Source organism: Chitinophaga terrae (ex Kim and Jung 2007) (assembly GCF_900107795.1).
GTDB lineage: Bacteria > Bacteroidota > Bacteroidia > Chitinophagales > Chitinophagaceae > Chitinophaga > Chitinophaga terrae.
Genome location: NZ_FNRL01000001.1, coordinates 198908 through 223703 on the forward strand (window position 1 = coordinate 198908; position 24796 = coordinate 223703).

Consider the following 24796-nt stretch of genomic DNA (forward strand, 5'->3'; position numbering starts at 1 on the left):
TGAGTGCAAAATGCTGACCAAGAAAAATCGCGTATGGGGAATAGCAGCCCTTCTGACACTGGCTATTGGCTTTTCATCCTGCCTGAAAAACAAGAACGACTTTACTCCTAGCAGGCCTATGGCTGCTATCTGGTTCATGAATGTGGCAAATACCTCTATTGTTCCATCGTTTTATGACAATGACGAAAAAATTGCAGACAGCATTACCTACAATTTCGTTTCGAGATATGCAGTGTATGGCGGATTGCACAAATTTGACCTTCGCAAAAAAGGCGGCGACAGCCTGGTAGTGTCCAACACCACGAACTACGATTCCACTTCGTATTACACTTATATCGCTTATGGTACATCAACCGTTAAATCTGTAACCATAAAATCAGATTTTACCGGTTCTGACCTGAACAAGATCAATATCCGCTTCCTTCACCTGAGCGAAAATGCAGGCCCTGTGGATGTTTACATCGGCAACGAAAAGATCGACAGCAACCGTACTTTGCTGCAAAACCCGACCAGTGAACAATCTACCCGCTTCAAGCAGTTCAACAGCTTCAGCGTAGTAGATAAGGTGACGATCAAAGCGGCAGGTACTGAAACAGTACTGGCCAGCAACGCATCCCTGGCTATCGGTTCTTTCAGAAACAATAACGTGTATACTATTTATTTAACAGGTACTAAAGGTAGTCAAGATAAAGACAAACTGGCTGTAAATGCTTATTACAGCTACTGGTAATAGAAAGTCTGATGTTTAAAATAAAAACGAGGCCATTCCGGGATTCCGGGGTGGCCTTGTTCTTTTCAGGGCAGCCCGCGTTCTCCCTTTATTTCATACAAATATTTGCTTAGAATATCTACTTTTTTTGTGTAGGTTTGTCCCCTGTCAATTCAATCATAATAAAAACATGAATCAACTAGCAGATAGGCTGTCCAGGATTTCGGAGCCTCAAACCATCAAAATGTCTAAACTCGGACGCGAGTTAAAAGCACAGGGCATTGATGTTATAGATCTTAGCATCGGAGAACCTGATTTCGATACACCCGCCTACATCCGTGAAGCAGCGAAGAAGGCCATCGATGACGGCTACACCCACTATACCCCAGTTGCAGGCTACCTGGATGTGAGACAAGCAGTAGTGCATAAGTTGAAACGCGACAATGGATTAACTTATACTCCTGAACAGATCGTTGTAAGTACAGGCGCAAAACAGTGCCTGGCCAATGTTGTACTGAGCGTTGTGAACCCGGGCGATGAAGTGATCATCCCTACTCCTTACTGGGTTTCCTACTCCGAGCAGGTGATCCTGGCAGAAGGAACAGTTGTATTTATCCCGGGCACCCTGGAAAACAACTACAAAATCACTCCTGAACAACTGGAAGCGGCAATTACGCCTAAAACCAAATTGTTCATGTTCTCCTCTCCCTGCAACCCTTCAGGCGCTGTATATTCCAAGGAAGAATTGGCAGGCCTGGCCGAAGTATTCGCCAGGCATCCTAAGGTCTACATCATTTCTGATGAGATCTATGAATATATCAACTACGAAGGAAAACACGAAAGCATTGCCCAGTTCGGAGACCTGATCAACCGTACTATTGTGATCAACGGTTTAAGTAAAGGTTTTGCAATGACCGGATGGCGTCTTGGCTACCTGGCCGCTCCTTTGCACATCGCAAAAGCCTGCGATAATATCCAGAGCCAGTTCACTTCCGCTACCTGCTCTATCACGCAACGCGCTGCCATCACCGCTTTAACAGGCGACCTGACCACTGTTGATGAAATGGTTGCGGAATTCGCAAAACGCCGTGAATTTGTATTCAACGCACTGAGCGCAATTCCCGGCCTGAAAGTAAACAAACCGGAAGGCGCATTCTATATGCTCCCCGACGTGAGCGCTTACTTCAACAAATCATACGAAGATACCCACATCAAAAACGCAGATGACCTGAGCATGTTCCTGCTGAACAAAGCCCACGTTTCTGTGGTGACCGGAAGCGCATTCGAACAACATGAATGTATCCGCCTTTCTTATGCCAACAGCATGAAGAACCTGGAAAACGGTATCGAAAGGATTAAGACCTGGTTAGCCAAATTGAAATAATCGATTTTTATCATCTATTCATAAAGCAGCAAAGGAAGACATCCTTTGCTGCTTTAGTTTAAAAATTTCGACTATATATATAATTTTATTATATTTGTGCGCTAAAGCAGAAAGATGGATGACAATAAGCTTCTATATATAGCAATCGCAATAGGCGCAGTGGCAATTATATACCCATCTGTTAAAGACCTATTCAAGAAGAACAAGCCAACGGAACCAGGCGAAGACAAACCGGGAACACCAAATGCAGCGGTACTTCCCCTACAATTACAGGCATATGAGAGGCTTGCCCTGTATGTAGACCGGATCACCCCCCAAAGCCTCATCGGCCGTATTTATACGCCAGGATTGTCCGCTGTTGACATGCAAATAGCCATGGTACAGCAGATCAAAGCGGAATACGAGCATAACGTCACCCAGCAGATCTATGTATCAGCCATGACCTGGGAGGCAGTAAAAACGCTGAAAGAACAAACCATTTCCGTGATCAACCAGGTTGCGGTACAACTTCCTCCGGACGCGTCAGCTTTAGACTTGAACAAACAGATCCTGGAAGTTTTTTTACAGGCAGGAGAATCGCCCGCTGAATTAACCGCCCAGATCATCAACGCCGAAGCCAAAAGGCTTATGCGCTAGACTATTTAACAGTGATCACTTCATTCAGCAGATAGCCTTTTCCGTTAAATAAAATAAAGAGGGGATGACCGAAATACCAGTTGGTATCCGGGTTTCTGGCATGTACCTGTATGTGCAGATGCGGTTCAGTACTAAACCCTGAATTGCCTACACATCCAAGTGCCTGCCCTTTTTTTACATACTCCCCTTCCTTTACGACCAGGCTATTCTGCTTCAGATGCGCCATAAAAACATAGTAACCGGGCGTTTCCAGCAATACCTGGTTGGTATTCTTAGGCCCCCTGTTCATATTAGGCGGGATATTGTCGGGGTTTTCTTCTACCGCCCTTGCAACCAGACCATCGCAAGGCGCGTAGACAGTATCGTTGAATATCTCGTAATCCCGAAGGTTCCTGCTGAATATCTTGTCCGCCCTGCCGCCATACTTGTTCAGCTTCACAATATCCATCGCATAGATAGCCCCACGCAGGCTGAAATGGAATACATTGGTAGGTAATCCCTTTCCTCCCTGCAACACGAAATAACGCCCGCTTTTAAAAGGAAAACCTAATTCCACTGTTCTCGGTTTGCCGGTTGTACCGGTAAAATATAATATAATGATAAAGATGAGGACCGCAGAAATGACAAGGTTACTCAACCTTTTCCACCGGGGAGGCGCCTTGGCCTCATGATCATGTTTCCTGAAAATATAACCCAGGCAAACAAACAGGATCAGCGCGCCAAACAGGTATTTCAGGTAAATGGAAATATATACCCACACGCCAAAAAGATAGAGGAATATGCAGAGGGAAAGCCCCAGCAGCAGGTAACTGTAAGTTTTGCGGACAGGCCTGCTTCCTGCCTTCCATACCAGGTATAAACTATAGCCAGCCAGTAACAAGGTAATACCGATCAACGTATAAACAATCATAGGATGTGTCGACTTTCCTGCAAAATATAGATATTTTTCTCAGCGGCGAAGTACCATAATATTTGTAACATTGCAACGCTAGTTTCTGACACTATGGAAAAAACCATTCAAACTGATTCGGGGATAGTTATAGACCCGTTGTACACACAACCGGTTCCGATGGAAGAGCGCCCGGGCGTTTTCCCATTTACCCGCGGTATTCATGCCACTATGTACCGCGATAAATTATGGACAATGCGCCAATACGCAGGCTTCAGTACTGCGGAAGCCTCTAACGAACGCTATCACTATCTTTTAAGTCAGGGAGTGATGGGACTAAGCGTTGCCTTCGACCTTCCTACCCAGATCGGGTACGACTCCGATCATGCCATGTCTGAAGGGGAAGTAGGAAAAGTGGGAGTGGCCATCGACTCGCTGGAAGATATGGAGCGGCTCTTCAAAGGCATCACACTGGAACAGATCTCCACTTCCATGACCATTAATGCAACAGGTTTCATCCTGCTTGCCTTATATATAGCCCTGGCCAAAAAACAGGGCGCCGATCTGAAAAAGATCTCCGGTACTATCCAGAACGATATCCTTAAAGAATATGCGGCCAGGGGCACATTTATATACCCGCCCAAGCCTTCTATGAGGATCATTACCGATATTTTCGCTTATTGCAGCAAGGAAGTTCCCAAATGGAACACCATCTCCATTTCGGGCTACCATATCAGGGAAGCCGGCGCTAACGCGGTGCAGGAGCTGGCGTTCACCCTGGCTAACGGGAAAGCCTACCTGAAAGCGGCCATAGACGCAGGACTGGATATCAACGTTTTTGCCAAACGCCTTAGCTTCTTCTTTAACGCACATAACCATCTGTTTGAAGAAGTGGCTAAATTCAGGGCGGCAAGAAGAATGTGGGCAAAAATCACCGCCGACCTGGGCGCTACCGATCCTAAAGCGCAGATGCTCAGGTTCCACACCCAAACAGGGGGCAGTACGCTCACAGCACAACAGCCGCAGAACAATATAGTCAGGGTAGCCATACAAACGCTGGCGGCTACACTGGGAGGAACGCAATCGCTGCATACCAACGGCTACGACGAAGCCCTTTCCCTGCCTACGGAAGAAGCAGCGCGCATTGCGCTCAGGACACAGCAGATCGTTGGTTATGAAAGCGGGATTGCCGATACCGTAGACCCGCTTGCGGGCTCGTTCTATGTAGAAGCGCTCACCAACGAAGTAGAAGCCAAAGCCTGGGAGCTTATCAATAAAATAGATGTGATGGGAGGCGCCGTAAGCGCCATTGAGCAAGGCTTTGTGCAGGATGAAATAGCCCGCAGCGCTTATAAATATCAACAGGAAATTGAGAATAATGAGAAAATAATCATTGGCGTTAATAAATTTACAGCCGCCGACCAGGTAACTCCCGAGGTCTTCAGGATAGATGACAGTATACGGGTCATCCAGGCTGAAAGACTGAAATCACTGCGGGAGCGACGAAACAACGAAGCTGTAAAAGCCTCGCTGCTCCGGATCCGGGAAGCTGCCCTGGGAACAGACAACCTTATGCCTCCGGTAATTGAAGCCGTGGAAAATTTATGTACCCTCGGTGAAATTGCTGATGTACTCAGAGAGATCTGGGGAGAATATAAATAACATATTTGTAAGCGTATCAAAAAACCAATGAGCTTAATCTACCATAACAACTGTCCGATTTGTGGCTCCTCACAAATCCGTAAAGTATTAACAGCCAAGGATTACACAGTCTCTAAATCATCATTCGATATCTTTCACTGCGGCGGATGCGCCGGGCGATTCACTCAAAACGTACCCGGACCATCAGAAATCGGCCGTTATTATCAATCACAGGAATATATTTCCCATTCCGAAACCAAACAAGGACTGATCAACCGCTTATACCACAATGTCAGGAAGATCACCCTCCGCTCCAAACACAACTGGGTAAAGCAGTCGACAGGCCAGAAAGCCGGGAGCGTACTGGATATCGGCAGTGGTACCGGCGCATTCCTGCATTACATGAAACAGGTTGGCTGGGAAGTAACAGGGCTGGAACCTGATGAAATTGCAAGAAAGAACGCCAAAGATATCTACGGGATAGAAGCGAGACCAATAGAAGACCTGTACACCCTTCCTGCACAGCAATTCGACGCCATCACCATGTGGCACGTTTTAGAACATGTTCACGAACTTCACCGCTACCTGGATCATCTTAAAACTTTACTGAAACCAGGCGGCTCCCTGCTGATCGCCGTACCTAACTATACCTCTGCAGACGCCAGCTATTACCAGGAATACTGGGCCGCATACGATGTGCCACGGCACCTCTACCACTTCTCTCCTTCCTCCATGGAACAACTGTTATCACAACATCACTTCACGCTGGTAAAAAAACACCCGATGGTGTTCGACGGCTTCTATGTAAGCCTGCTGAGCGAGAAATACAAAACCGGTAAAAGCCGCCTCATACAAGGCTTCCTTCACGGCCTCCTCTCCTACCGCAAAGGCCTTAAAAACGTTGATCGGTGCAGCTCCATCGTATACGAGTGTAAAGGGGAGTTTCACGCAAAGAAACTAAGGAGCAAAGAAGCATAAGAAGTTTTGACCGAAGCGAATTTTAAGAAAGCAAAGGAGTTGAAAATTATGTTATATAACACAATCGTCAACTCCTTTGCTTTCTTATTTTCCTTAAAATAATATCTTATGCTTCTTTGCTCCTTAGCTTCTTTGCGTGAAACTTCTTTGCGTGAAACAACTACATGAGTTTCATTTCGTTGATGAGGCGGGTACAGCCGGCGTATTTATCGATAATGAAAAGCACGTACCGGATATCTACCATGATGTTGCGGCAGATAGACGGATCATAATTGATATCGCTCATGGTGCCTTCCCAGGTACGATCGAAGTTTAAACCTACCAACTGGCCGTAAGCGTTTAGGGCAGGACTACCCGAATTGCCGCCGGTAGTATGGTTAGAGGCGATAAAGCAAACAGGCATTTTGCCATTTACTCCATACCTGCCATAATCCTTTTTCTTGTATAGTTCTATCAATTTGGCCGGTACATCAAATTCATAATCTCCGGGTACATATTTTTCCATTACGCCATCGAGGTAGGTATAATAGTCGTAGTCTACCGCGTCGCGGGGACTATAGCTGTCTACCTTACCGTAGGTGATCCTTAATGTGCTGTTAGCATCGGGGTAGAAACGTTTTTTACCTGCAAATACATCCATCTGCGCCTGCATATAAGTGCGTTGCAGTTGGTTCACTTTAGCCTGCAGGGAGCTTAACGGCCTGCTTACCTGGTCTACAAAACTGTTGCGTAATGCGATAGCGAAGCTGATCGCCGGGTCGTTCTTCAGTTGTTCTACCGCATTAGCGTAAGGCTGGTTCAGCACTTTCGCTAACCGGTCGTAAGAGGTGAGAGAAGAGGTAAACAGGACTTTTGCCAGTTCGCGGCTGTCGTTGTTATTCTGTTTCCATATCTCTGCATACTGGCCTCCCCTGAAGGTTTCAGGAACTCCCTTGTTGTAGAGGTTCAGGAGTTCTATGCTGATGTCGTGATCAACAGTTGAATTATAGTTTTGGTAGAAGGTAGATTTCATTCCGGCGAGGAATTTTTCCCGCAGCTCCGTGTATTGCGCGGCGCCTGATGAATTTACCTGGTTTAAGAAGGAAATAACCAGGTCGGCTGCATTAAAGAGTTCCACGTTCTTTACCAGTTCGCTGTAATAGTCGCGGGTTTGCGCATACGGCTGGATCTGGCGATAATAATCGTTCAATGAATCCAGCAGGCCGGCGTATTGTTGTTTAAGTGCCGGATTATCGTTCAGCAAACGGGTATATTCAGCTTCATAGCGGAGTTTCCTGCCGATACCGTCTGTTCTTTTTACGCCCTGCATTTCGCCCATCCATTTTTTCCAGTAGTTAGCGGTGCCTGCATATTTAGCTGCATATTGGATCTTGATCTGCGGGTCTTTGCGCATATAGCTGTCTATCACTTTCAGTGCTGCATCTCTCATTTCCACTTTAGCAGCGTCCAGTATTTCTACAGTTTGTTTTACCGCTTCTGAAGGCAGGTATTCGGTAGTACGGCCAGGGAAGCCAAACACCATAGTAAAGTCATTCTTTTTTACGCCTTTCATGGAGATGGTTAAAGCATACTTAGGTTTCAACGGAACGTTATCTTTGGAGTAGGCCGCTGGTTTACCATCTTTGCCGGCATAGATCCTGAACAGGCTGAAATCGCCGGTGTGGCGGGGCCACACCCAGTTATCTGTGTCAGATCCGAACTTGCCGATCGAAGAAGGCGGAGCTCCTACCAATCTTACATCTTTATATGTTTCAGTAACAAAGAGGAAATACTGGTTCCCTTCATAGAAAGGTTTGATAACAATATCCTGCCAGCTTTCCTTTTTGGTTGTTTCACGTATTTCGTTCAGGCGTTTGTCGATGGCCGACTGGCGCTCGCTTTCGCTCATACCGGGTTTTACGTCTTTCAACGCCGCTTTGGTAACATCTTCAATACGAATGATAAACGTTGCGAATAAACCTTCATTTGACAGTTCCTCGTTCAGTGATCTTGCCCAGAATCCATTTTCCAGGAAATTATTCTGGAGACTGGAATGTTTCTGGATGGAGCTGTACCCGCAGTGGTGATTGGTTAACAGCAATCCCTGGTCGGAGATCACTTCTGCGGTACAAAAACCGCCGAAGCTAACAATAGCATCCTTCAGGCTCCCTTTGTTAATACTGTAAATATCCGCGGCAGAAATCTTCATTCCCATGCCTTTCATCTCTTTTTCATTCAGGCCGGAAAGTAGCTGGGGAAGCCACATCCCTTCTGTAGCAAAAGTGCAGTGAGATATCAATAGCAATACCATCACCATCACCGGCTTCACGATTCGTTGCAACATATCTGATTTTCTTTTGATAAAAAGGGCAATTTACTACAATTCAGGGGATAAGCCTATGATATGAATCATTCATCGATATAAAGCAGGGATCTACAGACAACCGGATGGCTATCTGCACAGAATACCGCATCTTCAGTTAACATTTTATATTACGCCATGTTCCGGTTAAAATCTTCGGTAGTAATTATTCATATTACGGGATGGCTAATCTGTCTGAGCTTCCCTTTGTTGTTTATATCCGGTCAATCAACCGACCTCAGTGCGTTGTCTATACTGTGTTCGGCGAATTACCTGGTCTTTCTGTCAACCTATCTCGCGCTTTTCTATTTTCATTCTACTATCCTCTTTCCCAAACTCTTTTACAAAAAACAATATATCCTGTATTTTTTATCTGTGTTGGTTTTATTGATGACTATCAATTTTTTAAAACCGCTGGATCATCTGATCGCGCAACTGAAGCCGGCATCCGTTACACTAATGCATTCAAGTCCTCCCCTGCAGGAAGGTCAGGACAACTATCCGCCTGTGAGGATCGACTTTGTGAGCGATTTTCTTTTCTTACTAACCATATCATTCAGCCTGGCAAACGAAACAACACTACGGGGACGGCAAACCGAGAAAAAAGCACTCTTTGCTGAAACACAGAAAAAACAGGCAGAATTATCTTTCCTGAGATCACAGATCAACCCTCATTTTCTCTTCAATACATTAAATAATATTTACTCGCTGGCTATTACACAGAGCGAACACACAGCGGCCAGTATTATGAAACTCTCCAACATGCTGCGTTATGTAACGGAAGAAAGCAAAGGAGATTTCGTATTGCTGGAAAGCGAGATCGATTGCCTGAAAGATTATATCGCACTGCAGCAACTCAGGTTAACAGCTAAAACAAAGCTGGCATTTTCAGTCATCGGGCAACCGGGTATTAAAACCATTGCGCCACTGGTGTTGCTGCCCTTCCTGGAAAATGCGTTTAAATATGGCGTGAGCAACCAGGAAGCGTCCGAGATCAATGTGATGCTGACCTGCACGGATAACTCCATCTTATTCACCTGCAGTAATAAGATATTCAGAACACAACAGGAATTGAATGGAACAGGGATAGGTATTGCCAATACGCGGCAAAGACTGGATCATTTATATGGCGACAGGTATTCTCTCCGCATCCATACTTCCAATAATATTTATACAACTACTTTATCGCTTCCTTCCTGAGCGATAGTTATCTGAACCCTGCACTTTCACAACAAAGAAGCGGATATCCCCGGCTATTGGGCTATAATACTGTCTTTTTTAATAGCTTTATACAGTTAAAAGAGAGATATGTGCTTTGTAAAGAAGGTTTACTTTACTTTATTGCTGATACAGATCATTATTGTTCCACTCTTTGCTACAGAATACCCGATCAGGTACCTGGGGATCGAAGACGGGTTATCTAACAATGCGGTGACCAGTGTTTACCAGGATCACAAGGGGTTTATGTGGTTTGGCACCTATGATGGATTAAATCGTTATGATGGTTACAAATTCAGGATATTCAGAAATAAATTCGGCGACAGTACAACATTGGTAGACAATGGCGTTTACACACTGGCAGATGATCCTCATCACCAGTTATGGGTAGGCGCCCGCAGGGGTGTTTGTGTTTTCAACCCTGCTACCGAAAAATTTTCCATACCCCGTTACCAGCCGGCCAATGGCGATCCCGCGCAGCCGGTCAATGACAATACACATATCATCCAGTCGAACGACAACGGCATTATACTTATTGGTACGGAAAATAAAGGACTGCTGCAGTTCACCGGCAGCAGCGCTACCGGCATACAGATCCCGCTGGCCGGGAGGCAAACCGCCTATGAAGTGACAGCCATCAAATTTGTAGAGCAGGGAACTATGGCCTGGGTATTTGTACAGCACACCGGTTTATGCAAGTACGATGTAGCCGCACGGCGTTTGACAGTGATCAGCCGGGAAATCACCAAAGGCAACTGCCTCACAACCGACGCTGCAGGTAACATCTGGGTAGGAACAGACAACGGCGTATTCCGTTACCTGCCTTCTGTTGGAAAATATACTCCTAATGCGCTTCCTGTAAACAGTAAAGTAGTGAACCTGTATGTGGATAATGCCGGAGTGGTATGGTGCGCGTCGGACGGCAACGGTATTTACCTGATCTCATCTCCCGACCAACCCGGTAAACCGCTGACTACACCGGGCAGCCCTCAGCAACTCAGCAGCAACGCTGTATACTCGCTCTACGAAGACCGCCAGGGCAGGAAATGGGTAGCTACCCTGAGGGGAGGTATTAATATCATAGAACCTAAACGCAACCCGTTTACGCTGGTAACGCCAAATAATAACAGCCGGTTGACCAGTGCAGCAGATAATTTCGTCTTTTCATTTTGTGAAGACAGCCGGCAACGGATCTGGGTAGGTACTGACGGAGGCGGCCTAAAAAGCTGGGACCGCGCCAGCAACACCTGGATCTCTTTTAAACAAACAGCCGGCACCTCCCATGGCATCAGCAGCAACTTTATAACGTCTATCATCAACGACGGCGATAAAGGCCTATGGCTATCTACCTGGTTTGGCGGCGTAAATCATTACAACGCGGCCACAGGTACATTTGATCATTACATATGTTTTAATCCGTATACCCGCGCAGCAGAAAATAATGTATGGCTGGTATACCAGGACAGGCAATCAACACTCTGGGCCAGCACCACTAACAACGGGACTATGTACCGCTTTAACCGCCCTGAGCAAAGGTTTGAACTATTTGACAGCAGTCTTGTAAATATGCAATGCCTGGAAGAAGACAAGGCAGGAAACCTCTGGGGCGGCAACTATTCTTCCGTGATACTCATTGACCGGGCGCACCTGCAACACAAACGTTTCTATGTTGGCTATACCATCCGTTCCCTGCATGAAGACGGGGAAAACCGGTTCTGGGTAGGAACAGATGGCGGCGGGTTGCTCCTGTTCAACCGGCAAACGGGCCAGTTCAGCAGGTTTACAACATCTGAAGGTTTACCAAGCAATTCAATACTCCGCATCCTGGAAGACAGTCATGGCAACCTTTGGTTAAGCACCTTCAACGGGATTTGCAGGTTTGATCCGGAGAAAAGAAGTTTCAGGAATTTCTCTGCGTCCGATGGTTTGCAAAGCAATCAATTCAGCTTTAACGCAGCATTGAAACTGCAATCGGGCGAGTTCCTGTTCGGCGGCATCAGGGGATTCAATATGTTTTTCCCCGACAGCGTGATCACACAAAGTCCTATGCCTCCCGTATGGCTCATTGCCGTTAAAGTGAATAACACACCCATAACCGAACTGGGTAAATACGTGACCAACCGAAACCGGGATGAGATAGAAGAAATCACCGTTCCATACGATAAAGCAACTATCGCTATTGATTTCGTGGGCCTGGAATATACCTCGCCGGATAAGATCAATTATGCTTACCGTCTGAAAGGCTGGGACAATAACTGGATCAATGCAGGCCAAACCAGGACTGCCAATTACACGCACCTGCGGGAAGGAAATTATGTGTTTGAAGTCCGGGCCAGCAATGCAGACGGAGTCTGGGGACCGGATCAGCAAACCATCAGTATTACCGTGCTCCCGCCCTGGTACCGCACCTGGTGGGCCTACCTGCTGTATGTTGGCAGCACTATAGCTGCTATTTACCTGTACATCAGTTACAGGACAAGGGAAGAGAAACTGAAGTATGAGATCAGGCTTGCACACCTGGAAAAGGAAAAAGAAAAAGAGCTGAACGAAAAGAAACTGGCCTTTTTCACAAATGTTTCCCATGAGTTCAGAACACCGCTGACACTGATCATCAACCCGCTGAAAGCCCTGATACAACAAAAAGACAACGACGAATTAGGCATAGTTTACAGGAATGCCAGGCGCCTGCTTAGCCTGGTGGACCAGCTGCTGCTGTTCAGGAAAGCCGACCAGGAAGGCGATCAGCTGAAGGTTTCCCGGCTCGACCTGGTGCATCTTTGCCAGGAGGTGTTCCAATGTTTCTCCCAACTGGCAAAAAGCAAACATATCGACTACCAGTTCAGATGCGGGGCGGAGGAACTGGAATTGTACGGGGATAGTGAAAAGCTGGAGATCATATTATTCAACTTGCTGTCGAATGCCTTCAAATTCACGCCGGATAACGGAAACATCATCCTGGAGGTTACGGAGGCAGACGATACGGTGGCCATCACGATCAAAGACAGCGGACCGGGGATATCCGGCAATATAGGCAACAGGATATTTGAAAAATTCAGCCGGGCGAGAGACCAGAAAGATTCCCTGCAAACAGGCTTCGGAATTGGTCTTTACCTGGTGAAACATTTTACAGAGAAACACCATGGGCATATCACTTACCGGAGTGAAGTGAACCAGGGCACCGCGTTCATAATAACGTTGAAAAAAGGGTCTGCGCATTTCAGGGGTATGGAGCTGCACGAAGAGGCGCCGCCAAAATCTAACTTCCTGGAAGAACTGGCGCCCTCGGTTGAAAACCCGGTGTTACCATCGCCGGCTAAAGATGCAGAATTACCTACTACCACGATCACAGAAAAGAAATCCATTTTACTGATCGATGATCATGATGAGATCAGGCAATACCTGAAACAACTCTTCCATGATAAATTCATTGTATATGAAGCCAGTGATGGCAATGCCGGTTTTGCGGCTGTGCAGAAGCTGATGCCCGACCTGGTGATCAGCGATATACAGATGGATGGAATGGACGGGATGGAGCTTTGCAACCGGATCAAACAAACGGATACTGTCAGCCATATCCCGGTTATTCTTCTTACGGGGTCGTCGGCCCAGGATACCCGGATCAAAGGCCTGGAAGGAGGCGCCGACGATTATATCACCAAGCCATTCGATAAAGATTTCCTGATGGCCAAGGTGAATAACATTATTAAGAACAGGAACAGGTTACAGCAATACTTCTTTGACAACATTACCCTGAAGAACAGCAATATCAAGGTACCGGCAGAGTACCAGGATTTCCTTAAAAGATGTATAGAGATCATAGAGAACAACCTGGATGACGAAACTTTCTCTATCAAGAAATTCACTATGGAAATAGGCATGAGCCATTCCAGTTTATATAAAAAGGTAAAATCCATATCCGGTCAGACTATTAATTCTTTTATCCGGAGTATCCGTCTCCGGAAAGCGGCTGTTCTATTGTTAAAAGAAAATTGCACCATTACCCAGGCGGCCATGCAGGTAGGGATAGGCGATATTAAATATTTCAGGGAGCAATTTGTCAAGTTGTTCGGGATGAACCCTTCTGATTACGTGAAAAAATACCGGCATTCGTTTAACCGGGATTTTAATGTGACGGAAAACCAGTAAGAACCGGGGCAATTTTCCCGATCGGCCATAGCAGGGGGTTTCATGGCTTGTTTTTGCAAGTTACCCCCTCTCGAATTTAACGATTTTACCCCCTTTTTTAAATGATTTACCCCCTCTATGGAGTCTGGGGGGCATAGTACATTGCAGCTTTGCAGCTCGGGAACAAATGTTTCCGCAACCAAAATTTGAGTATTCCAATTCCAATTCATCAAATCTAATGCGTTATGAAAAGAACTTTATCCGGAAGGGGCAGTCTATTATTTGTCCTGTTACGGAGCACCTCTTTGATGCTTACCTTTCTTTTACTGCTGATCGGATCAGGAGCCTGGGCTCAGCAGGGAACTGTTACAGGAACAGTAACCTCCGGACCAGATCATGTTCCCGGCGTAACCGTAAGGATTAAGAACAAGACGACAGGTACCCTTACCAATGCCAACGGAAGTTTTTCAATCACCGCTGTACCGGGCGATACGCTGGTATTCAGCCATATGTCATACCAGGAACAAATTTATGTAGTAAAGAACTTCTCGCCGGTTAAGATATCGCTTGACGGGTTGAGTAAAAGTGTAAATGAAGTAGTGGTAGTGGGATATGGCACCCAGAAAAAGGCTACCCTTACCGGGTCTATTTCGGTAGTAAAGGGTGCAGAGCTGGTACAAAGCCCGCAGCCCAACGTATCCAACTCGCTGACCGGCCGTTTCCCCGGTATTATCGCCAACAACCGTTCCGGAGAACCGGGATACGATGGTTCCAGGATCACCATCCGCGGCCTTGCCACTACCGGGAATAACGACGTATTGATGGTAGTGGATGGAGTACCCGGCCAGATCGGAGGTCTTGAACGCCTGGACCCTAATGATATCGAGAGCATATCAATCCTGAAAGACGCTTCTGCTGCCATTTACGGAAGCCGGGCGGCAAATGGGGTAATGCTGATCACTACCAAACAGGGACAAACCGGTAAACCGGTTATCAACTATTTCTTCAACCAGGGCTTTTCGTCGCCTACCCGCCTGCCTAAAATGGCGGATGCGGCTACCTATGCCCAGATCATGAACGAGATCCAGTATTACAATAACCCGGCAGGAGGAATGAACCAGTTCTACAGCGCCGAACAGCTTCAAAAATTTAAAGACGGGTCAGACCCGGTTAATTATCCGAATACCGATTGGCAAAAAGCAACGCTGAGGAAAATGACCACCCAGAACCAGCATAGCCTGTCTGTAAGAGGAGGAAGCGACAATATAAAATATTACCTGTCGATCGGTATGATCAACCAGAATGGTTTGTACAAAGACGGGGCAACAAAATACAACCAATACAACTTCAGGTCTAATATCACGGCAGATGTTACCAGCCGTTTGAAAGTAGGATTATATCTTTCCGGCCGCCAGGAAGACCGGCAGTACCCTACCACCGGTGCAGGAGCTATCTTCAGGGGCATCTACAGGGCCTACCCGACGGTGCTGGACAGATACCCTAATGGTTTGCCAACCACCGGGATCGAAAACAACAACCCTATCATGCAGGTTACAGATGCGGGCGGGCTTAACAGGAATCCTTCCCAGGTATTCAATGGAATACTGAAAGGCAGTTACGCCATACCGGGAGTAGAAGGTCTGTCGCTCGACGGTTACCTCTCTGCTGATAAAAGCTGGAATTTTGGCAAAAACTTCAGCACTCCATACAAAGTATATACGCTCAATAAAACAACCGGTGCATACGACCCTACAGTGGTTGGCGGTTCCAATGGCCTGCCTACATTGAACGAGTCGCAGGAAAACGTGACTATGATCACATCCAACATCAAGCTGAACTTTGCACGTCATTTCGGCGCACATAACGTCAACGCATTTGTCGGATATGAACAAAGCAAAACATCCGACGAGCTGTTTGGAGCATCCCGCCGTAACTTCCCTACCCCGCAGGCGCCTGAATTATCGCAGGGCGGCGCTGCGGCTACGGATAAAGACAACTTTGGTTCGAGCTGGAATTTTACCAGAAGAAGTATCCTGGGCCGGCTGGCTTATGACTACCAGGAAAAATACCTCCTGGAATTGCAGGCCCGTCGCGATGGTTCTTCTACCTTCCCTGAAGGCAAGCAATGGGGTTTCTTCCCTTCCGTGTCTGCCGGCTGGCGTATCACCAACGAGTCATGGTTCAAGCCTGTTAAGTTTATCAACGACCTGAAACTGAGAGGATCTTATGGTTCCCTGGGTAACGATAACGTAGGAATGTTCCAGTATTTCAACAACTACTCTTTCGTTAACCAGTATGTGCTGAACGGCGTAATACAAACAGGTATTGACCTCACCAAGCTGGCCAATCCCAATATTACCTGGGAGGTAGCAAAGAAAATGGACCTGGGGTTAAACATGACCTTCCTGAAAGATTTCTACCTGGAATTTGTCTACTTCCAGCAGAAAAGATCTAAGATCCTTACCCAGCGCAATTCTTCCGTACCTCAGTTATCCGGTATCGTAAACCCGGTTGGTTCAGATCCATTGGTACCGGCAGAGAATATTGGTAAAGTGAACAGCGGCGGTATCGAAGGATTGCTGGGTTATACCCATACTACCAAAGGAGGCTTCCGTTACGACATTTCCGGTAACATAACCTATGCTAAGAACAAGATCATTTTTATAGATGAAGCAGCAGGAGCACTGTCTTACCAACGTCAGACAGGACGCCCGATGAACACTTACCTGCTTTACAATGCTATCGGCATCTTCAGAACGCAGGAAGATCTCGATAAATATCCTCACCTGCCTGGAGCTAAACTGGGTGACCTGATCCTGGAAGATTACAATAACGACAAACAGATCACCGCCGACGACCAGGTAAGATCCAAATACGGCAATATCCCGGAAATCACGTATGGCCTTTCCCTGAATGGCAGCTACAAAGGGTTTGATCTCTTTATCTTATTTGCAGGCCAAACGCATGTAAGCCAGTATGTGTTGCCTGAATCAGGAACCATCGGCAATTTTTACAGCAGCTGGGCAGATAACCGCTGGAGCCCCGACAATGTTAACGGCAGCTATCCACGCGTCGATGAACGGGCTTCCTCTTCTGTGAACGGAGGACGGTATCCAAATACCTTCTGGATGAACAATGCTTCATTCCTCCGCCTGAAGAATGTATCGCTTGGTTATACCATCCATTCAGATCTTTTAACCCGCTGGAAAGTATCCAGCCTGCGGATCTATGCCAACGCATTCAACCTCCTGACCTTTACCAGGGTTAAAGACTATGATCCGGAAGGAGATAGCGGCAGCGGCCAGTTTTACCCGCAGCAGCGTATCATGAACATTGGCGTAAACCTGAAGTTCTAACCCAACAAAAATGATTACAATGAAAACTAGCAATATAATATGCGGTCTTGCCCTCGCAGCAGCCGGATTAATATCTTCCTGTAAGAAAGATTACCTGAATATCGTACCTACCGACCGTATACTCGGCAGCGCCGTGCTGGCCGATTCCATGCTGTTCCAGGATTATATCATCAACCGGTATATGAGCATCCGGTTGCAGGATAAAGAAGGAGAAGGCACCAATCCAGGCTTTGGCCGCGGCTTTGAATACGGTTTGTGGAGTTCCATTTCCGACGAATCCATTTATAACAACGACGACAATACCTGGGTGATACAACAGGGACAAATGGCGCCTGAAAATACAGGTATTGCCGGTACTATCTGGGGCAGAAGCTACAGGAGCATACGGGAATGCAACTTCGCCCTTAACAATATAGACAGCGTTGCTATGAGCGACGGGCTGAAGAAAAAACTGAGAGCAGAATTACGTTTCATCAGGGCGTTCAGGTACCATGATCTTATCCGTAACTATGGCGGAGTAGTGCTGATGGGTGACAAAGAATATAGCCTGAGCGATAATCTTACTAACCCGGATATGTTCAAAAGATCTACGATCAAGGAATGTATTGATTATGTAACAGGCGAGCTAACTGCTGCGGCGGCAGATCTTCCACTTAAAAATAATGATAGCTGGCTGTTGGGGCGCGCAACCAAAGGCGCAGCGCTGGCCCTGAAAGCAAGACTGTTGTTATATGCCGCAAGCCCGCTTTACAATGCAGGCAGCTGGCAGGCAGCTGCAGATGCGGCGAAGGCCGTAATGGAACTTTCCCAATACAGCATCGACAACGACTATGCTAAATTATTCCTCAGTCCCAACAGCAACGAGATCATTTTTGAACGCGTTTATGCTGTCAGCGCCCGCCACGTATGCCTGGAGATCTCCAACGGTCCCAACGGTTATAACGGATGGGCAGGAAACACACCGTTGCAGAACTTAGTGGATGCATATGAAATGAGCAACGGTAAACCCATCTCCGATCCAGCTTCCGGTTATGATCCGCAAAACCCTTATGCCAACAGGGATGCCCGTTTCTATGCTTCCATTTTGTATAATGGCGCACCGTACAGGAATTCGACTATCCAGGTGTTTACACCAGGCGGTAAAGACAGTAAAGACGGCCCTTCAAACTGGAACACTACCAAAACAGGTTACTACCTGCGTAAGTTCATGGACGATAAAAACCCTATTGATAACCCTTGGGATGTAGCTGGTTTGCAGCCCTGGATCTATATGCGTTATGCAGAAGTATTGCTGAACTATGCAGAAGCGGAGAACGAAGCTGTTGGTCCTAACGCCAGCGTGTATGAGGCTATTAACCAGATCAGGCAGCGCGCGAGCGTAAAACAGCCGCCGCTCACGCCGGGTCTGAGCCAAAGCGAAATGAGGGAAGCGATCAGGAGGGAACGCCAGGTGGAACTGGCCTTTGAAGAACATCGTTTCTATGATGTACGCCGTTGGAAAATAGCCGATGTAACTGAAAATACGCCAGCTTACGGTATAGACGTAACAGTTAGCAACGGCGTTTACAAGTATACACGAAAAGTAGCGCTGGCCAACCGCGCATTCAAGACAAAACATTACTGGCTGCCTATTCCGCGCGCCGAAATACAGGCGTCCAATAACCAGCTGGAGCAGAATTTTGGCTATTAGAAATATTTAACGCCTATTTTTGCAAACTTACTAAGCCTCCGCGGAGGCGGTTAACTGTTATTTGTCTATGAAGCAGATCTTATGTTGTTTGCCGCTACTGGGACTAATGCTGCAAAAGGCAGCTTCCCAGTCGCATGTTCTGAATATAGATCCGGGAAAAACGGTACAATCCATTCATAATTTCGCCGCCTCCGATGCATGGTCCTGCCAGTTTGTTGGAAACTGGCAGGATAGTAAGCGCAATCAAATGGCCGACTGGCTATTCAGCATGGATACAACCGCCAGCGGGCAGCCGCGTGGAATAGGCTTGTCTATGTGGCGTTTCAATATAGGCGCCGGAAGCGCAGAACAGGGCGACAGCAGCGGCATACGTGATGTATGGCGCAGGGCTGAATCGTTCTTCGGTCCCAACCAGGACTACGATTGGAACAAACAGGCCGGCCAACGCTGGTTCCTGCAAGCCGCCAAAGAGCGGGGAGTAAAGCAGTTCCTCGGGTTCCTGAATAGTCCGCCGGTCGCTTTCACCCGAAACGGTAAAGCATTTGCCTATAAGGGTAAATGCAATATTGCACCGGAACAATACCAGGCAGCAGCCGACTATATTACCGCCGTAGTGCAGGGCATACGCCGTACGATGGGCATTACCTTCAATTTTATCAGCCCGGTGAATGAGCCGCAGTGGGACTGGAGTGACGGAGGCCAGGAAGGGTGCCCTTATGATAACGATGAAATTGCAGGATTTACCAAAGCTATTGCAAAGACTTTCCAGCGGGCTAAACTGCCAACCCAGTTGCTGCTTACAGAAGCAGGACAGCTGAACTACCTGTATTCTTCCCATGGCAAAGCAGCCAGGGGGCAACAGATAGAAACATTTTTCGGAAAAGGCGCACCTGAAAAGGTTTATAAAGGAATAGCCGGGCATAGTTATTTCACCACATCGCCTGAAGATACGGCCATTGCTATACGAAAAAGAGTAGCCGCGGCCCTGAAGGGCATTGAGTTCTGGCAGTCGGAGTATTGCATACTGGGCGATAATGCCGGTGAAATAAACGGGGGCGGCAGAGACCTGGGAATGGATGCAGCGCTTTATATAGCCCGCGTCATACACACAGACCTGGCAGTGGCCAATGCCTCGGCATGGCAATGGTGGCTGGCAATATCGCCTTACCAGTATAAAGACGGGCTGATTTACGTAGATAAGCAGGAAAATGATGGCGAGATCCATGACAGCAAGATGTTATGGGCGTTTGGCAACTATAGCAGGTTTATCCGTCCGGGCGCCAAACGGGTGATGTTAAGCGATGAAGAAAACACGGGGAAGGATATACGAATTTCTGCGTTCGTCAATACCAATCGCCAGCTCTGTATAGTGATCATCAACAGCGGGAACAGGCAGGAAACTATTGATATTCGTTGCAAAGGCCTGAAGAAAGGGAACATGCGAAGCTATACTACGAACAGCGAGGGGAACCTGCAGCCAGGTTTCGTTAACGGTGAAGCAGTTATTCCTGCCCGTGCCGTGGTAACGTTAACAGGAAATATTCAATAACAAACAGAAAAGCAATGAAAAAATTAAGTATCGCCATCCTGATGTTGTTATGCGCCTTCCAGCTAAAGGCCCAGCATACATTCCAGCTTGGAGACTCCGCTTTCCTGCTGGACGGGAAACCCTTCCAGATGATATCCGGCGAGATACACTACCAGCGGGTGCCGCGCGAATGCTGGCGCGACCGCCTGAAAATGGCCAAGGCAATGGGCCTGAACACCATTGGAACCTACGTGTTCTGGAATATGCATGAACCGGAGAAAGGGCATTACGACTTTACCGGCAACGGAGATGTAGCGGCATTTGTGAAAATTGCACAGGAAGAAGGACTCTGGGTGATTTTACGCCCCAGCCCCTATGCCTGCGCCGAATGGGAATTCGGGGGTTATCCTTACTGGTTGCAGAACGAAAAAGGACTGGAAGTAAGAAGTAAAGAACCGAAATACCTGGAAGCTTACCGGAACTATATCAAAGCAGTAGGCCGCCAGCTGGCAGGCTTGCAGATCAATCATGGCGGCAATATCCTCATGGTGCAGATTGAGAACGAATACGGTTCTTACGGCAGCGATAAAGAATACCTGGAGATCAACCGCAAGATGTTCGTGGAAGCGGGTTTCGACGGGCTGCTCTATACCTGCGACCCTGCAGCCGATGTAGCAAAAGGGCATTTGCCTGGCTTGCTCCCGGCGGTGAACGGGGTAGACGATCCGGAGAAAGTGAAAAAGCTGGTGAATGAAAACCATAACGGGAAAGGCCCGTACTATATTGCAGAGTGGTATCCTGCCTGGTTCGACTCCTGGGGCCAGAAGCATCATACGGTGCCTTATGAGCAGTTCCTGGACAGGCTGGACAGGGTACTTGCAGCTGGTATTTCCATCAACATGTACATGTTCCATGGCGGTACTACCAGGGGTTATATGAACGGCGCCAACTACAATGACCAAAGCCCTTACGAGCCGCAGATCAGCAGCTATGATTACGATGCGCCATTGGATGAAGCAGGAAATGCTACTCCCAAGTTCATGCACTTCAGGGAAGTGATTGCCAAGCATCTGCCGGCGGGTACAAAACTCCCGGATGTACCAGCGAAGAAGCCTTCCATACAAACGCCGGTTGTTACCTTCACCCGCAGCGGCAGCATATTCGATAACCTGCCACAGGCTGTGAAAAGCGTAAATCCGTTAACGTTTGAAGATCTTCGGCAGGCTTATGGTTTCGTATTATACCGGACAACGGTTAAAGGAGGATACAACGCCTTGCTTAAACTCAAAGACCTGAGGGACTATGGGATCGTTTTTGTAAACGGCAAACGGGTAGCAATACTCGACAGGCGATTGAAACAGGATAGCGTGCAAGTGGCATTACCAGCCGGTACTGTAACGCTCGACCTGCTTGTTGAAAACCTGGGACGTATTAATTTCGGTCCATATCTTCTTAAAAACAAAAAAGGGATCACTGAAGCGGTATTGTTGGATGGCAAGCCTGTACAGGGCTGGCAACAGTTTAAACTCCCATTCGACAAACAGCCTGCAATTAAAACAGGAAAATTGACCGCCGATGCGCCGGTTCTGAAAGAAGGCAGTTTTTCACTCGATGCACCAGGCGATACCTATTTAGATATGAGCAACTGGGGCAAAGGCGTAGTATGGATCAATGGTCATCACCTGGGCAGGTACTGGCAGGTTGGCCCACAGCAAACATTGTATGTACCGGCTGAATGGCTGCATAAAGGTAATAACAAGGTAACAGTGCTGGAGTTAATCAAACCTGCTGCTGCAACCTTGCAGGGAATTGATCATCCGATCCTCGACCAGTTGCAGGCGCAGTAAGAAAGAACAGAAGCTCGGATGTTTATGAAAAAAGGATAAAGAATTTCCGACAGGATAATAATACAGTTTTAAAAAAAATCCTCTCCGGTAAACGGAGAGGATTTTTTTTGATATAAAACAGTTTGACTGATTACAGGTGAATAGCTTCGCCGTATGCTACTTCGATAGCGTCTTTTACGGATTCGCTCATGGTTGGGTGAGGATGGATAGAATCCAGTACTTCCTGGTAAGTTGTTTCCAGCTTACGTGCAACCACTGTTTCAGCGATGATCTCTGTAACGTTGGCGCCGATCATGTGGGTACCTAACCATTCGCCATATTTAGCATCGAAGATCACTTTTACAAAACCTTCAGTAGCGCCGGCAGCAGAAGCTTTACCGGAGGCTGAGAATGGGAATTTACCAACTTTCACTTCATAACCCGCTTCTTTAGCCGCTTTTTCTGTGTATCCTACAGATGCGATCTCAGGAGCGCAATAAGTACAACCAGGGATGTTCATGTAATCGATGGTTGCAGGTTTGTGAGCATATTTCTTTTCGTTGTAAGCGATTGCTTCCACGCAAACGATACCTTCCTTGGAAGCAACGTGTGCAAGCGCCTGACCAGGAACCATGTCGCCGATCGCGTAAACGCCAGGAACGTTTGTCTGGTAATATTTATCTACCACTACGCGTCCTTTATCGGTTTTGATACCCAGTTGTTCCAGTCCGATATTTTCGATATTAGCAGCGATACCAACAGCGCTCAGTACAACGTCAGCTTCGAGGGTAACCTCGCCGGTTTGTGTTTTAACTTTAGCTTTAACGCCGTTACCGGTTGCTTCCACAGCTTCTACAGAAGCGTTGGTCATGATATCGATACCTTTTTTCTTGTATATCTTTTCCAGTTCTTTGGAGATATCCTCATCTTCTACCGGTACGATACGAGGGAGGAACTCAACGATGGTCACTTTAGTGCCCAGGGTTGCGTAGAAATAAGCAAATTCTACCCCGATAGCGCCGGAACCAACAACGATCATTGATTTAGGTTGCTGAGGCAGTACCATTGCCTGGCGGTAACCGATCACGTTCTTGCCGTCGATCTTCAGGTTAGGCAGTTCACGGGCGCGGGCGCCTGTAGCCAGGATGATATGTTTTGCATCATAAACTGTAGCCTTGCCATCTTTATCGGTCACTTCTACCTGGCCTTTAGACTTCAGTTTACCATTCCCCATGATCACATCGATCTTATTTTTCTTCATCAGGAACTGAACGCCCCTGCTCATTTTATCTGCAACACCACGACTGCGTTTGATCACTGCGTCGAAATCTACTTTAGCATCAGCTACCGTGATACCGTAATCTTTGGAATGCTGAGTATATTCATATACCTGTGCAGTTTTTAATAATGCCTTAGTTGGAATACAGCCCCAGTTTAAACAGATACCACCCAGGCTCTCTCTTTCCACTACAGCGGTTTTAAATCCAAGCTGTGAAGCACGGATAGCAGCCACATATCCGCCGGGACCACTACCAATTACGATAACGTCGTATGCCATATTGTTTAATTTTAAATTGAACTCGCCAAAGGTAAAAAATAATTATGAATTGCCTATTATATATAAAGGCCGCCGATCTGAACCCGCTAAAAAGACAAAAGCGAAGACCCGTTCGTCTTCGCTTTCACATAATATCTTAATAATGAGACAGTAAGGACATTATTATCTTAAATCAACTACCTCTACTCCAGGATAATTCTTGGCATCGAAAGTGAAAGTAGCGTCGCTCAGGTTAGTGTTAGGAGTGAAATTGGTGATATCGTAAGTATAATGATTGCCATTCTTCTCAAACACCTTCATCCTTGCAATTGCCTGGTTCTTTTTATCGATAGATACGATCACCTTAAATATGTTCTTGGATTTATCTGTAGGCGTCAGCTCAATGTTCTGCAGCACTTTACCTTTTTCTGTTGTTTCGCCATTGAGTTTGTACAGGTAATCTTTGTCATAAAAATTGGTGAACAGCTTGGCTGGCGTCATTGCTCCGCTGCTCTGGTCCACGTTATTGATAGTTACTTCATTTACGTCTTTAGCGTAGGTCCAGGATGTTTTGTTGTCGCTGATGATCTCCTGGCCTGGCAGTGTTACTTTATATTTTGCGCCTTTCAGGTAAACAGTACCTTTTTTTGAGTCGGATACGCTGTTATTTGCACCTTCTACTTTTAAAACAAAATTCGCAACTACTGTTTTTAATGATTTGAATTTATTACTAACGCCATCGAGGATGGTTTTTGCTTTGGGATCAGAAGCACCTTTGGACTGTGCCATGCCGCTGAAAACAATACCACTCAACAACATTCCGGTTAATACAAATTTCTTCATCGTAATTCTTTTTGGTTTTTGCTACCCAGCAAAGACAAATGCCATGCCGTTAAAATTAGCTTTTTCTGTCAGGGTGCAAAATTGAATATATTTTC

15 protein-coding genes are annotated in these 24796 nt (G+C 46.8%); 11 read left to right on the forward strand and 4 right to left on the reverse strand.

What is annotated here, in order from left to right:
- The first annotated feature begins 10 nt into the window (after positions 1-10).
- The 3 genes from BLV62_RS00860 (at position 11) to BLV62_RS00870 (ending at position 2729) form a co-directional block, all read left to right on the forward strand.
- Positions 11-730 (forward strand): DUF4397 domain-containing protein, encoded by a 720-nt coding sequence (locus BLV62_RS00860; RefSeq protein ID WP_168927830.1) that lies wholly within the window; start codon positions 11-13, stop codon positions 728-730.
- A gap of 169 nt (positions 731-899) precedes the next feature.
- Complete coding sequence (locus BLV62_RS00865) at positions 900-2093, forward strand: pyridoxal phosphate-dependent aminotransferase (protein ID WP_089757668.1); 1194 nt, start codon at positions 900-902, stop codon at positions 2091-2093.
- Between the two features lie 114 nt (positions 2094-2207).
- On the forward strand, positions 2208-2729 hold the full coding sequence (locus BLV62_RS00870; protein WP_089757670.1) for a DUF7935 family protein: 522 nt from the start codon (positions 2208-2210) through the stop codon (positions 2727-2729).
- A 1-nt stretch (position 2730) separates the two neighbouring features.
- Here BLV62_RS00870 and BLV62_RS00875 read toward each other — a convergent pair whose 3' ends face one another.
- The gene (locus BLV62_RS00875; RefSeq protein ID WP_089757673.1) at positions 2731-3639 is read right to left on the reverse strand and encodes a M23 family metallopeptidase; all 909 of its coding nucleotides are present in this window, start codon (positions 3637-3639) and stop codon (positions 2731-2733) included.
- Positions 3640-3732: 93 nt separating this feature from the next.
- On the opposite strand from BLV62_RS00875, the gene BLV62_RS00880 reads away from it, so the two are divergent.
- Positions 3733-5280 (forward strand): acyl-CoA mutase large subunit family protein, encoded by a 1548-nt coding sequence (locus tag BLV62_RS00880; RefSeq protein ID WP_089757675.1) that lies wholly within the window; start codon positions 3733-3735, stop codon positions 5278-5280.
- A gap of 27 nt (positions 5281-5307) precedes the next feature.
- Entirely contained in the window at positions 5308-6237 is a 930-nt protein-coding gene (locus BLV62_RS00885) for a class I SAM-dependent methyltransferase (protein WP_089757676.1), read from the forward strand.
- A gap of 160 nt (positions 6238-6397) precedes the next feature.
- Here BLV62_RS00885 and BLV62_RS00890 read toward each other — a convergent pair whose 3' ends face one another.
- Complete coding sequence (locus BLV62_RS00890; RefSeq protein WP_089757678.1) at positions 6398-8560, reverse strand: S46 family peptidase; 2163 nt, start codon at positions 8558-8560, stop codon at positions 6398-6400.
- Positions 8561-8968: 408 nt separating this feature from the next.
- Here BLV62_RS00890 and BLV62_RS00895 point away from each other — a divergent pair, with 408 nt between their 5' ends.
- From BLV62_RS00895 to BLV62_RS00920, 6 genes are all read left to right on the forward strand, one after another.
- Positions 8969-9778 (forward strand): sensor histidine kinase, encoded by an 810-nt coding sequence (locus BLV62_RS00895; RefSeq protein WP_168928037.1) that lies wholly within the window; start codon positions 8969-8971, stop codon positions 9776-9778.
- Positions 9779-9886: 108 nt separating this feature from the next.
- Positions 9887-13942, forward strand: coding sequence for a hybrid sensor histidine kinase/response regulator transcription factor (locus tag BLV62_RS00900; RefSeq protein ID WP_089757682.1), 4056 nt, complete (start codon positions 9887-9889; stop codon positions 13940-13942).
- 224 nt (positions 13943-14166) lie between these two features.
- A complete protein-coding gene (locus BLV62_RS00905) occupies positions 14167-17277 on the forward strand; it encodes a SusC/RagA family TonB-linked outer membrane protein (protein ID WP_089757685.1) in 3111 nt (1036 codons plus the stop codon).
- 19 nt (positions 17278-17296) lie between these two features.
- On the forward strand, positions 17297-18967 hold the full coding sequence (locus BLV62_RS00910) for a RagB/SusD family nutrient uptake outer membrane protein (RefSeq protein ID WP_089757687.1): 1671 nt from the start codon (positions 17297-17299) through the stop codon (positions 18965-18967).
- A gap of 67 nt (positions 18968-19034) precedes the next feature.
- Positions 19035-20516 (forward strand): glycoside hydrolase, encoded by a 1482-nt coding sequence (locus BLV62_RS00915; RefSeq protein ID WP_089757689.1) that lies wholly within the window; start codon positions 19035-19037, stop codon positions 20514-20516.
- Between the two features lie 14 nt (positions 20517-20530).
- Positions 20531-22342, forward strand: a complete 1812-nt coding sequence (locus BLV62_RS00920) for a glycoside hydrolase family 35 protein (RefSeq protein WP_089757691.1) — start codon at positions 20531-20533, stop codon at positions 22340-22342.
- A gap of 130 nt (positions 22343-22472) precedes the next feature.
- Here the strand turns inward: BLV62_RS00920 and lpdA are convergent, their stop codons facing one another.
- Positions 22473-23879 (reverse strand): dihydrolipoyl dehydrogenase, encoded by a 1407-nt coding sequence (lpdA, locus tag BLV62_RS00925; protein ID WP_089757693.1) that lies wholly within the window; start codon positions 23877-23879, stop codon positions 22473-22475.
- Positions 23880-24041: 162 nt separating this feature from the next.
- Positions 24042-24701, reverse strand: coding sequence for an outer membrane lipoprotein periplasmic chaperone LolA1 (locus BLV62_RS00930; protein WP_089757694.1), 660 nt, complete (start codon positions 24699-24701; stop codon positions 24042-24044).
- Between the last annotated feature and the right edge of the window lie 95 nt (positions 24702-24796).

Bases quoted from the DNA above. Each gene is read 5' to 3' on its own strand.
- BLV62_RS00865 (WP_089757668.1), top strand. From the start codon at position 900: ATGAATCAACTAGCAGATAGGCTGTCCAGGATTTCGGAGCCTCAAACC.
- BLV62_RS00905 (WP_089757685.1), top strand. From the start codon at position 14,167: ATGAAAAGAACTTTATCCGGAAGGGGCAGTCTATTATTTGTCCTGTTA.
- BLV62_RS00895 (WP_168928037.1), top strand. From the start codon at position 8,969: ATGACTATCAATTTTTTAAAACCGCTGGATCATCTGATCGCGCAACTG.
- BLV62_RS00915 (WP_089757689.1), top strand. From the start codon at position 19,035: ATGAAGCAGATCTTATGTTGTTTGCCGCTACTGGGACTAATGCTGCAA.
- BLV62_RS00890 (WP_089757678.1), bottom strand. From the start codon at position 8,560: ATGTTGCAACGAATCGTGAAGCCGGTGATGGTGATGGTATTGCTATTG.
- BLV62_RS00930 (WP_089757694.1), bottom strand. From the start codon at position 24,701: ATGAAGAAATTTGTATTAACCGGAATGTTGTTGAGTGGTATTGTTTTC.
- BLV62_RS00875 (WP_089757673.1), bottom strand. From the start codon at position 3,639: ATGATTGTTTATACGTTGATCGGTATTACCTTGTTACTGGCTGGCTAT.
- BLV62_RS00910 (WP_089757687.1), top strand. From the start codon at position 17,297: ATGAAAACTAGCAATATAATATGCGGTCTTGCCCTCGCAGCAGCCGGA.
- BLV62_RS00885 (WP_089757676.1), top strand. From the start codon at position 5,308: ATGAGCTTAATCTACCATAACAACTGTCCGATTTGTGGCTCCTCACAA.
- BLV62_RS00860 (WP_168927830.1), top strand. From the start codon at position 11: ATGCTGACCAAGAAAAATCGCGTATGGGGAATAGCAGCCCTTCTGACA.
- BLV62_RS00920 (WP_089757691.1), top strand. From the start codon at position 20,531: ATGAAAAAATTAAGTATCGCCATCCTGATGTTGTTATGCGCCTTCCAG.
- BLV62_RS00880 (WP_089757675.1), top strand. From the start codon at position 3,733: ATGGAAAAAACCATTCAAACTGATTCGGGGATAGTTATAGACCCGTTG.
- BLV62_RS00900 (WP_089757682.1), top strand. From the start codon at position 9,887: ATGTGCTTTGTAAAGAAGGTTTACTTTACTTTATTGCTGATACAGATC.
- lpdA (WP_089757693.1), bottom strand. From the start codon at position 23,879: ATGGCATACGACGTTATCGTAATTGGTAGTGGTCCCGGCGGATATGTG.
- BLV62_RS00870 (WP_089757670.1), top strand. From the start codon at position 2,208: ATGGATGACAATAAGCTTCTATATATAGCAATCGCAATAGGCGCAGTG.